The sequence below is a fragment of the bacterium genome (genome assembly GCA_029210965.1).
In the GTDB taxonomy this organism is placed as follows: Bacteria; BMS3Abin14; BMS3Abin14; order BMS3Abin14; family BMS3Abin14; genus JALHUC01.
In genome coordinates this window covers 10,653-21,527 of the sequence record JARGFZ010000044.1, presented here as the reverse complement: position 1 = coordinate 21,527, position 10,875 = coordinate 10,653, and the positions used below count along the sequence as shown (strand labels likewise).

Below are 10,875 nucleotides of genomic sequence, written 5' to 3'. Positions count from 1 at the left end.
TCCACGTATTCTAACCGAAGACAGCGGGCACTTCCATCTACGGGCTTACGCCCGCAGAATTACGAATGAGCATTAAATGAGAATGACAGCACTTCCATAGTTTAGCTCCAGTGCTCTAATTTTGCGAAACTTGGAGTACTTGGCGGTGAATTTTGCTGTTATTGGACTTTGGATCTCGGATTATTTTAAATTTTGGTTTTTAAATATTGATGACTTCGCAAAAAGTCATCAATGCGCCCCGCGCGGGGCGCCCAAATCAATGACTCTCTCCGTAAGTAATTGATTTGTAAGGAAAGAGAAAACGACGCTTTTCCCTTTCCGTGGAGCGAAAAGTCCCGGATTGGACTTTTTGCGACTCTATCAAATATTGATCCAGCCTGACCTGCCCCTTGCGGTCTGATTCGGAAGGCAGGGCATACTCGAGAGTGATCTGCTCCGGCCAGTCCTCCCCTCCTATGTAGGAGATTCCCAGTCCCGTTACATTGAAAAAATCAATAATGCAGAAAAAAGTTGGACGCCATGGTGGATGGGCTTCAGGCTGTTCTTAGCGCCCTACGGCATGAGGTAAAAGCGGATTGACTAATTTTATATTTTTGTTATATTTTATATTAATATCGCTATGCTTAAACTGACAACAAATTCCATTTCAGGGCTCTGGAAAGGATGAACCTTGGCTCGCTCGTCCCTCAATCTCATATGTTGTAAATGCGGTGACCCCATCACAGGGATGGTGCCTAACTGGAAGCAGGGGGCACCCGTGTGCCGCAGGTGCGTTTTCGGGTTAACCTTCCTCAGGACCGTAAAGGTGAAAGAAAAGGAACCCCTGGGCTGGGAAAAAGAACCCTCGAGAGGCTGGTGGTTCGGTGCACTCCTGCTTGTTTTTGTTGGGGTTTATCTGACCTTCCTGTGAAGTAAGCGGTCTGACGTATGGGAAGAGCGAGCATTGCTTGAAAATGGGGAAATTAGGTTGAATTGTGATGTTACCGACAAGAATTGTTGGAAATGCCACATTTCGTGTAAAATAGTAGTTGGAGGTGAGTTGCGATCACAGGCTCTATCGGGGATTACCGTTCGGCACTTACCCGCGAGTTAAGGGGCATTCCCCATTCCCCGTGGATATCATGGAAATGGGTCCGCAGGAATTACACTCCCGGTTCGCCCAAACCCCTCTTGGCCCTGTTCGACGCTTACCGGGCCGTATCGTACTTTGTGGAACTGGGCAGACTGGTCCCGGAGGCAATCGGGATTGAGGGCGGCTGCCTGCGATGCGGAACCTGCTGCAGCACCCTGAATACCGGGCTCACTGATCAGGAAAGGTATCGATTCTGGATGTCATCAAGGACCCTGACTGGACTTTTTTTCAGGGAGGTTGCCCGTCCCAGCGCTGATGAGAGTTGGTACGCAGGCTGGTTCCACAACGAAATAAGGCTCAGGATCTGCACCTTGCTCTATTTCTGCCCGGAAACGGAAAAATACTGGTGTGCCGTATATCATTTAGGTCAGGGACACCGACCCGAGGCCTGCGAAACATTCCTTCCCCATCCTCCCGATTGCGGAGTGAGGCATTAAGCTCCTTGGTATGCTTTCAGAAAAAGGGAAGAAGGTGGGCATGCAACCCTGGTTTAACGAAGGGTTGACACGACCCCACGGTTAGCACCAATCAGCTCGCCTACCTCTCATAAATCCCGAGCGCGTGAGAACAGCTGACCACTTCGCAGTCGGCCACTTCCAGCGTGTAAACTCCATCACTCACAGAGGCGCTTCCGGTAGCAGGTCCGGTTATCCTGGGGGAATCCACCGACACAGAACCGTTCTCATGCACGATCGTGAAGGTGCATTCTTCCTTTAGGATATTTGGAATGGTCATACTAACGGTTGAAGCAGGGCAGTTTCAAGGGTAAGAGAAGAAGTGGAAAGGTTAAAGGAGAAAGGTTAAAGTAAGCGCCAACATCCTTTCCCCATTATCCTTCAGCCTTTATCCTTCCAAAAACCAGAGAATCTGCTTGTCCGCCGAAGCCTCTTGTCCACCATAGCTTTAGCGGAGCTGGATGGCGAAGCAGGAAGCTCTGACCCCAAGGTTGCCTTTGGCCTTTTTCCCTTCCCGGCCTGACCCCAATGATTCTCCCAGTTTGGCTTTGAAGTAGTCGAGAGCGGATATTTTTGTCATTTCAAACCTCCAAAATTGTTTATAAACAACCATGGGGTCGGGTCACTGAATGTCGATACTCCACTCGATGAGGCACCCCTCGTCCTGGGCCACGTTGTCTTCCACATCCAGGGTCCAGACACCGTTGGCGTTCTCACCGATAAACCAGTCCAAACGTTCTGCGGGCAGGTAATACCCTGTCCTGGGATCGTCCGAGCTGTTGGTATTTCGGATCCAGGTTAAGGCATCCTCGGTAAAGGTGGTGTACCAGAAATGCTCCCCGGCACTGTCATTTTGGGTCAGGTAGATCCAGCTCCCCGACGTAGGTGACTCAAGGACCAGCACCAGGTCGGAAACCGAGGGATGGAAGATGGCCACTGTCACCTCAACTTGGGAGATATAAGACGGTCCTCCTGTGACCAGTATATCCGAACGGATAAAGTCCTCGTCCGGGATCATCTGGGGGGTGTCGCTGCTGTAATAGGTGAATACGGGTGGAGGACCACTCCCCCCACTGCCACCGCAGGCAACCAGAAGGAGCGGTAAAATCAGCACTAATAGAATAACCCACCGTTTCATAAATACCTCCCAACACAAAAAACCGCCCTGGGGACGGTCCGAGTTTTATTGTAATGATGTTTCCCGCCTATTGACCCAAGGATCATATTAACGGATGAAGCAGGGAAGTTTCAAGGGGTTCGCGGGAAAAGGCATCGTGGGTGGATAGAGCGTTTGCGCGTAGTTGCGAAAAGATCTTACTCCTTCACCCACATACGCATGTACGCACATACGTGCCTTACCCGGCCCCAAGGGGTGCCCGACAGGCAGAATGTAGAACGCAGAATGCAAAACGCAGGAGGAAGAGCGGTATCTACGTCTAAGTATCAAGGTAACCCCTGACCTGGCGAAGATGGATATTCACAATTAATTTGCTGTGATCAAGGGTATTGCCAGATTCCCGCCCTGACCCCGATCACTTGCAAATGGCCGTCCTGTGTCCTCTGCGTTAAAGCTTTTATCGCTTTTATGGTAATTTGAGATTGCCGCGTCGCCCTCACTAACCCCATGCTCCTCGCAATGACACCGTGATTTATACCCGTTTCTCCGCGTCCCCGCCTGCCCTGAGTCCCGCCAATGGCGGGATGGGGTTTCCGAGCGGGCGAAAACGCAGCAGATTGCCTGTTCCAGCGCGCCGCCCCCCTTACAAGCCTTTTATGGACCAGATGGCTTTCTGAGCCTTATCCGCCCATTTGCCATACGGCTCAAGCCCCAACACCTTGCCATATTCCACAGTCGCCTCCCGATACTTCCCCTGCCATCGCAAGGTCTCTCCCATATGGAAGTGTATTTCCGGAATTCCCGGTGAAAATTCGATAGCTTTAACGAGGGCCTGGTTGGCCTCGTCAAACATACCCTGCTTGAAGTAGATCCACCCCAGAGTATCGTAGTAAAAACCGTTGGACTGGTTCTGCTCTAAAGCGGCGTTAGACAATGCCAGAGCATCGTCGATATTCTCACCCCTCTGGGCGAAAGCCCAGGCAAGGTTGTTAAAAGTCCTGGTATTGTCCGGGTTCAGCTCCAAAGCCCGGTTGTAATGCTTGATGGCCTCTTTGTAGTTACCCTGTGACATGAGGGCCTCGCCCAGGTTGTGGTGCAGCCGATCGAAGTTTTCGTTAAGGGCAAGGGCTTTGCGGTAGGTTGTCACGGCAAGCTTCACCCTGCCGGTCTTATACCTCAGGACTCCCAGGTTGCTCCAGGCAAGGGCATAGTCAGGTTTCAACCGGATGGCTTCCAGCAGTTCCTTCTCCGCTTCGGAGTTGTTCTCCAGAACCATAAGAGCCACGCCTAAATTTCCGTGGATCTCAGCCGTGTCCTGGCTCAACTCCACCCCGCGGCGAAACTCTGCCACCGCAAGCTCCATTTGCCCCAGGTGGTAGTACCCCACCCCGGAATTGTTCCTGACGAAAGCAAAATCAGGAGCGTACTCGGCAGCCTTCTGGAACCTTTCCAGCGCCTCGCTCACGCTGCCCCTGGTATACAGGGCGATGCCCACGCCATTAATTCTCTGGGCGAGAATAAACTTGGTAGCCTTGCTCTTGCACCCCGACGCCGCAACGGCAACAAGGAGCACGATAAGGCACACTGCTATAAGCCTGCCCCGCCTGCCCTGAGTCCGGTCGAAGGGAGATTTATCGTGGGGTCCAATGGCCTTCTTCCACCTGCCTCCTTCCACCTTCCACCTTCCCTGGATTTTCATCGCAGTTCTCTCACCCGCGACAGCACATTGCCGGCCGAGTCCACTGCCCTTATGGAAAGGCTGCCCACGTTACTCCCGAGGCTGGTAAAGATACGGAATGAGCCGTCCGGAGCAAGCGGCGTCTGGCTGCCGTTAATAGTGAGCCGGCTGCCCGGTTCCACCGCCCCGGTGAGGAAAACCTTGCTCATGGTCCCTTGAGTAAGAACGATTGGGTCGCTCATGGTCAAAAGGGGCGGCGTCTGATCATGAACCAGCCTGAATACCGAAAATGGTGAAGAAAGGCTTTCACGCCCTTTGCCGTCTACCGAGGAAACACGCCAGTAGTAGACCCCGGCCTCCATGTTATCAACCTGGGTCCCGGTACCCCTAATCTTGGCATTATCGTAAAGGAGGTTCGAAAAGTACCGGTCATGAGCCACCATGAGGTGGTAGCTTGCGGCCCCCTTGACGCTTTCCCACACAAAGTTGACAGGGACCTTTTCCCGGGCGCTTACGCGCCAGTCAAGGTTAACCGGTGCCTGGGGTGAGGGAACACCGAGGAGCCTGCCCCTGGAAACCACCTTGCCCTCCTGGGCAAGACGCAGCACCTCGTTGGCAGCGAGCTTCACGTTCTTTCCGCCGGCGTTTACCGACACATCGCCTGAAAGGAGTTTGTACTCGGTCTGGTTGTCCTTGTTGACGCTGATGTTCATCCGCGCCTTGTTGATCTGGACGACGGAACCGGGTGTCTCGATGAGGAACCGCGACCCTTTGGCCGTAGGCCTCAGAATGCTCGCCTCCACGTCCGACACAAGGAGCTTGATGGCCGAGTTCTTCTGCCGGGTTCTCACATCCTCGCTCAACTCGTCGATATGGACCAGTGAGTCGGACTTTACGGTCAACTGGGAGCCGTCATCGAACTGGACCACACATTTGGATCCGGACCTGGTCCGGACCCGGTCCCCCTTTGTGAGCTTCATCCCCTTTTTGGCATGTTCCCATGTCATGGACCCCGCCGGCTGGATCTCCACATTGCCTTTCAGATCAGTGAAGGTAGCGGCCCGTTCCCTGCGGAAGAAGTCCTCACCCTTGAGGATCTCGTAGGCTTTTTCCAGACTGGCCTGGGTCTGCTCCGCCAGAATGAGGGCTTCGGTATACTTGCGGTCGTCGTAGTTTTTGTGAGCCCCGAACAGGTTGTCCTGGATGTTCCGGTAATCCTCGAAAGCCAGCTCCTTGACCCCCATAACGATGGCCTGCTCGAACCCCTTTTCCGCCTCTGCGATGGTCCGGCGGGCCTGGGCCTTGGGACTGAGGAACTGATAGTAGACCCCTATGAACACGGCGCTGATCATCGCCATCACGATAAAGAAGTTGATCCAGAACTGGAGGGTTGAAAAGGGAATGACCACGGTCTTCCAATTGAACCGTTCCTTTTTCTGTCCGGGTGATTTGGCCATCTGGTCAGGCTCCGGAGTTAACGATCCTGGAGTAGATCCGGGTCATGGCATCCACAACCCTGGGATCGTACCGGGACCCCTTCCACTCGTGCAGTTTGCTCACGACGAACTGGGGCTCCATCGCCTTCTGGTAGAGGCGGTCCGTGGTCATGGCATCGAAGGTGTCGGCCACGGCGATGATGCGCGCAAGCAAAGGTATCTGTTCGCCGGCTAACCCCTCGGGGTATCCCGATCCGTCCAGCCGCTCGTGGTGGTGCTGGATGGCCGGTACCACATCCTTGAGCTGGGTGATGTGCCCCATGATCATGGCGCCCCACCGGGGATGCTGCTTGATGACCCCGTACTCCTCGTCAGTGAGCTGGGAGGGTTTCTTCAGTATGTGGTCCTCGATGCCGATCTTGCCAACGTCGTGGAGCAGGGCGGCAATGTTGACCTTCTGCTGCTCGGAGGGGGACTGGCCCATCTCCTTGGCGAGCTCCAGGCTGATCTGGGCGACTCTCTGGGAATGGCCTCGGGTGTAGGGATCTTTGGCGTCAATGGCGGCGGCCAGAGCCTTGGTGGTGTCGATGAACATTTCACGCAGGTTCTGGTCGTGCCTTTCCAGCTGTGCTGCCATGTGATTAAAACTCTGGGCCAGTTGACCCAGTTCGTTCCGTGAGGTGATATCCACCCGCTCGCCAAAGTTACCAGTTGCAAGAGACATGGCCTTGCCGGCAAGGATACCGATAGGTTTGGCCAGCCGGATGGCGAGGACGGTGCTGGCGACGATGGCCAGAATAACCGCAACGAGGGCCCAGATGAGCGTCTGGAAGGTCATGTCCTTGATGATCTTGTAGGCGTCGGCCCGCGGTTCCTGAACCACCACACCCCAGCCCAGGTTGCCGATGTTTGCGTAGGAACCCACCATGTCCTCCCCCATCTTGTCCCTGAAGGGGATGGTCCCGGCGCTCAGGCCCGCGAGGAGGTACTTGCCTACGATCTCCACCGAACTCATGTCCTCGGACCGGCTCACCCTTTCCAGATCCTGGTGAGCGATGAGGAGCCCGCTGCGGTTAACAACGTAGGCGTTGCCCTGGCGGCGGATGTTGATCCTTTCTATGGTCTGCTGCACCTTCTGGAGGCTGATCTCCCCCAGGAGCACCGACTGGATGCCTCCGGAAGGACCGTAAACCGGCATGGACACGGCCAATACAGGAACCTGCTGTCCTGCCAGAACCACGGGCCGGCTGAGGTAGGTCTTTCCCCCTGCGGCCTCGGTAACAGCGGCCGTCAGGATCTCCTCACCCAGGGGCGGGATCTTGGACTGCCCTACCCTGAAAACCATGGCGAGTTTCCGGCCGCCGGTGGAGTACTGGGTGAGACGGATGATCTCGGGGTACTGGTCCAGGTAGAAGATGAGGGAACGCTCCCGTTCTTCCTGTTTCAGGGGACTGGTGCCGCCCTGGGCCTTGGCCACCAGCTCCAGGTTGCCAAGGATGTTGGACATGGCGGTGGAGATCTCCTCCGCCGTGGAGTTGGCCAGCTGGCTGTGCAGGGAAAGGAGCTCATCTTCCAGAAAAGCCCTGTTGATCCCCATGAGCTTGTAGGAGGCCATGAAGAGAGGGAGAATGGAGACCGCCAGGGTGACGAAAAGGAACTGGTAGAGGATCCGTATTTTCGGCCCTTTTCCCTTACCCTGAGGCTGTGCATCTTTGGGTGTTTTAGCCTTGCGTTTGATACCTATCGCCATCAACTGTTCCCTTCAGCATCCCGGCCGCCCACTACGATCTCGGGTATCCTGAGCGTCGGCTGAGCGTCCCCCACCGGAACACCCTGCCCGTCCTTGCCGCAGGTCCCGAGGCCGAAACCCAGGTCGGTTCCAACCATATCCATGCTTTTTAACACTTCCGGCCCGTTACCGGCAAGGGTGGCGCCGCGCACGGGCCCCTCCACCTCGCCGCCGTTGATCATATAACCTTCGCTCACCTCGAAGACAAAGTCCCCGGTCACCGTGTTGACCTGGCCGCCACCCATCTTGAGCACCAGCAGGCCCCGGTCCACGGAACGGATGATCTCATCCGGATCATCTTTGCCAGGCTCTATGATGGTGTTGGACATGCGGGGGATAGGCCAGTGCCTGAAGGACTGCCGGCGTCCGTTCCCCGTGGCGGGGATACCGTCTCTCAGCACACTCTGCTTATCGCTCATATAGGCCTTGAGGATCCCTTTGTCCACCAGCACCGTTTTTTCAGCGGGCACACCTTCGTCGTCGATATTATAGGATCCGCGTCTGCCGGGCAGTGTGGGGTCGTCCACTACCGTTACGATGGGCGAAGCCACCTGCTGGCCCAGCTTCCCGACGTACACCGACAGGTGCTGTCCGGTAAGATCCGCCTCCAGCCCGTGTCCTACCGCTTCGTGAACCATTGTGCCCCCAGCCTTGGAAGAAAGAACCACGGGCATCTTTCCGGCAGGGGCTTCCGGTGCCTCCAGAATGGTCAAGGCCCTCCTGGCGGCTGTCATGGCAACTTCGGCCGGATCCATTTCCCTGAACACGCTGTAGCCCCCGATCCCCCCTACGGGCTCGTACCCCACCTGCATGTGGCTGCCGTCAGATACCACCACCTGAACCAGGAAGACGCCGTAGGACCGGGAGTCCCGGGCGAGGACACCGTCACTGTTGGCGATGAGGATGGATTGGGAGGAATCCCTGTAGATCGCTTTGGTCTGGGTGAGGCGGCTGTCAAACCCCTTCAGTGCGCTCAGAGCTCCCATGACCAGCTTCCCCTTCTCCTGAAGGGGGATCCCGGCGGGATCCTCGCCAAAGGGGAGGGGTCCCGCCGGGAGCTCGGTTAGGTGGATTTTCCTTTTTTCTCCCTTTTGCCCTTTACCAGCCATCCCGGCGCCAGAGGCGAGGGCAGACGCCAACGTAAGCAGAGCGTCGGGAGCAAGATCCACCGTTGTGGCAAAGTGAGTCACTCCCTGGCGAATCAGCCTCAGACCCACTCCCTTTTCCCGAATAGTAGAAATACGCTCGATCTGACCGGACTCAGCCTCCACCTGCCTGGCCGTCATGTCCTGGTAATAAAGATCTGCGAACTCCCCTCCCGAAGACAGAAGTAAGAAGATCACTTTTTCAAGCAGTGACGGGTCGAGGGTCATCTGGGGGCCTCCCCGAGTTGGTAGATGGCAACAGCCTTGTTGTGCTCCACCAGGTTGTTTGAAAAGACGTGGGTCCCATCTCCCCTGGCTACAAAATAGAGGTAGCTGACCTTGGCCGGGGACAGGGCTGCCATCAGGGAGGCCTTCCCCGGGTTGGCGATGGGGGCCACCGGCAGTCCGCTGCGGGTGTAGGTATTGTAGGGGTGATCCGTCCGAAGGTCCTTCTTCGTCAGGTTACCGTTAAAATTCTCGATACCGTAGATGACCGTGGGGTCGGTCTGCAGCCTGTACCCCTTTTTCAGGCGGTTGTGGAACACCGCCGAAACCTGTTCCCTCTCTTCGGGCGCACCGGTCTCTTTCTCGATAATAGAAGCTAAAGTAACCACCTCCAGCTCCGTCATGCCCATCTCCCGGGCTCTTGCCCTCATGGCATCGGTGAAGACGCTATTGTATTTGGCAACCATCCGGCCAAGGATATCCTTTTCCGACAACCCCTTGGGCCATGAATATGTGTCGGGGAACAGGAACCCTTCAAGGCTGTCCGCCGGGACTCCCAACCCCCGGGAAAACTCCGGGTCATGTGCAAGCGCAACAATGCGGTCCGCATCCCCCAGACCCTTTTCCGCCAGCAGGGAAGCCACCATCTGGATGTTATACCCCTCGGGAATGGTCACATGGTAGGAAACCGCCTTACCCCGCGCCAGTACATCCAGGACCTGGCTGGGGGTCATACCGGTGTCAAACATCAGCTCCCCGGCCTGGATGCTGTTGGAAAGACCCTTGACCTTGCCCATCAGGACAAAAAATTTAAGAGACCTGATGACCCCTGCGTCCACAAGAAGCTGTGAAGCGGAGACAAAGGAGGACCCGCCGGGAATCGTGATGAGGATCTCGCTGCCCGGATCTTCGGCGGGAGCGTTCCAGAAGTTCCATACCCCGACAAGGACCGAACCCGCAATGACTAACATCACGAGGATGATAGCGGGGACGATCGAGCGGTTTCTTTTCAGTTTACCAATTAGCATAGTTATTTATCCTGTTCGAACCCTGAGTCCCGCCTAAGGATGCATCCTGATTCCGTATTCCGGATTCCGGGGTTGCGGGTATTACATTCTGCGTTCTGCGTGCTGCGTGCTGATTACTAGCCTTTATAAATTCCACTATCAAGAAAGGACTGCAGGAAAAGAGCGGCGGCCACCTGATCTATGATTTTCTTTCGCTTTTTCCGGGAAACGTCCCCTTCAAGGAGAGCCCTTTCGGCTGCCACGGTGGAGAGCCTCTCGTCCCAGGTATCTACCCTCACCGATACCTTCGGGCGCAATTTTTCGATGACCTCCAGAACCCCAATGGCCGCAGGACCCATGCTTCCATCCAGGCGCATGGGCAGCCCGAAGATGACAAATTCCACTTCATTATCCGCAATGATCTGAACGATATCATTGAGATCCCGGTCCAGGGATTGCTTTCCCTGAGATTGTTTCCTTTGGATAACGCTGTGGGGAGAGGCGATGGTACGGCTCTCATCGGAAAGGGCCACCCCTATCCGGCGCTCACCCCAGTCAATAGCCATTATCCGCCCCATGATCTGTCCCTTGCTCCGCTTTGATCTATCCATATAGTGGAGCAAAAAGCCAATAACGGACTTTTTGCGACCCTGTCAACGCGCCCCGAGGGGGGCGCCCGGGTCAATGACTGTCGATATAAGTCATTGATCCGTGAGGAAAGTGAAAATGACACTTTTCACTTTCCGGGGAGCAAAAAGCCGATAACGGACTTTTTGCGACCCTGTCAATAGACGATGACTTGGCAAAAAGTCATCAACGCGCCCCGAGGGGGGCGCCCGGGTCAATGACTGTCGATATAAGTCATTGATCCGTGAGGAAAGTGAAAATGAC

10 protein-coding genes are annotated in these 10,875 nt (G+C 55.6%); 2 read left to right on the top strand and 8 right to left on the bottom strand.

Translation table 11 applies throughout. The features are described 5' to 3' along the window. The first annotated feature begins 757 nt into the window (after positions 1-757). Together P1S59_12495 and P1S59_12490 are read left to right on the top strand one after the other, a co-directional pair. Positions 758-910, top strand: a complete 153-nt coding sequence (locus P1S59_12495; protein MDF1527071.1) for a hypothetical protein — start codon at positions 758-760, stop codon at positions 908-910. Between the two features lie 260 nt (positions 911-1,170). Beyond that, a complete protein-coding gene (locus tag P1S59_12490; GenBank protein ID MDF1527070.1) occupies positions 1,171-1,569 on the top strand; it encodes a hypothetical protein in 399 nt (132 codons plus the stop codon). A gap of 466 nt (positions 1,570-2,035) precedes the next feature. Here the strand turns inward: P1S59_12490 and P1S59_12485 are convergent, their stop codons facing one another. From P1S59_12485 to ruvX, 8 genes are all read right to left on the bottom strand, one after another. Next, positions 2,036-2,167 carry a hypothetical protein gene (locus tag P1S59_12485; GenBank protein ID MDF1527069.1) on the bottom strand — a complete coding sequence of 44 codons (132 nt, stop codon included), beginning with the start codon at positions 2,165-2,167 and terminating at the stop codon, positions 2,036-2,038. Positions 2,168-2,209: 42 nt separating this feature from the next. Next, a complete protein-coding gene (locus P1S59_12480; protein MDF1527068.1) occupies positions 2,210-2,725 on the bottom strand; it encodes a proprotein convertase P-domain-containing protein in 516 nt (171 codons plus the stop codon). A gap of 622 nt (positions 2,726-3,347) precedes the next feature. Continuing rightward, positions 3,348-4,403 (bottom strand): tetratricopeptide repeat protein, encoded by a 1,056-nt coding sequence (locus tag P1S59_12475; protein MDF1527067.1) that lies wholly within the window; start codon positions 4,401-4,403, stop codon positions 3,348-3,350. Next, positions 4,400-5,839, bottom strand: coding sequence for a FecR domain-containing protein (locus P1S59_12470; GenBank protein ID MDF1527066.1), 1,440 nt, complete (start codon positions 5,837-5,839; stop codon positions 4,400-4,402). The genes P1S59_12475 and P1S59_12470 overlap by 4 nt, the downstream gene beginning before the upstream one ends. A 4-nt stretch (positions 5,840-5,843) precedes the next feature. Next, positions 5,844-7,568, bottom strand: a complete 1,725-nt coding sequence (locus tag P1S59_12465) for an HD domain-containing protein (GenBank protein MDF1527065.1) — start codon at positions 7,566-7,568, stop codon at positions 5,844-5,846. After that, complete coding sequence (locus tag P1S59_12460) at positions 7,568-8,980, bottom strand: TldD/PmbA family protein (protein ID MDF1527064.1); 1,413 nt, start codon at positions 8,978-8,980, stop codon at positions 7,568-7,570. Before P1S59_12460 ends, P1S59_12465 begins: the two co-directional genes overlap by 1 nt. Next, entirely contained in the window at positions 8,977-10,005 is a 1,029-nt protein-coding gene (gene mltG, locus P1S59_12455; GenBank protein MDF1527063.1) for an endolytic transglycosylase MltG, read from the bottom strand. The genes P1S59_12460 and mltG overlap by 4 nt, the downstream gene beginning before the upstream one ends. Positions 10,006-10,121: 116 nt before the next feature. Further along, on the bottom strand, positions 10,122-10,595 hold the full coding sequence (ruvX, locus tag P1S59_12450; protein MDF1527062.1) for a Holliday junction resolvase RuvX: 474 nt from the start codon (positions 10,593-10,595) through the stop codon (positions 10,122-10,124). Positions 10,596-10,875 lie beyond the last annotated feature (280 nt).

What these genes read in the sequence shown, in the direction of transcription:
- P1S59_12480 (MDF1527068.1), bottom strand. Translation starts at nt 2,725, where the DNA reads ATGAAACGGTGGGTTATTCTATTAGTGCTGATTTTACCGCTCCTTCTG.
- P1S59_12470 (MDF1527066.1), bottom strand. Translation starts at nt 5,839, where the DNA reads ATGGCCAAATCACCCGGACAGAAAAAGGAACGGTTCAATTGGAAGACC.
- mltG (MDF1527063.1), bottom strand. Translation starts at nt 10,005, where the DNA reads ATGCTAATTGGTAAACTGAAAAGAAACCGCTCGATCGTCCCCGCTATC.
- P1S59_12465 (MDF1527065.1), bottom strand. Translation starts at nt 7,568, where the DNA reads ATGGCGATAGGTATCAAACGCAAGGCTAAAACACCCAAAGATGCACAG.
- ruvX (MDF1527062.1), bottom strand. Translation starts at nt 10,595, where the DNA reads ATGGATAGATCAAAGCGGAGCAAGGGACAGATCATGGGGCGGATAATG.
- P1S59_12485 (MDF1527069.1), bottom strand. Translation starts at nt 2,167, where the DNA reads ATGACAAAAATATCCGCTCTCGACTACTTCAAAGCCAAACTGGGAGAA.
- P1S59_12475 (MDF1527067.1), bottom strand. Translation starts at nt 4,403, where the DNA reads ATGAAAATCCAGGGAAGGTGGAAGGTGGAAGGAGGCAGGTGGAAGAAG.
- P1S59_12460 (MDF1527064.1), bottom strand. Translation starts at nt 8,980, where the DNA reads ATGACCCTCGACCCGTCACTGCTTGAAAAAGTGATCTTCTTACTTCTG.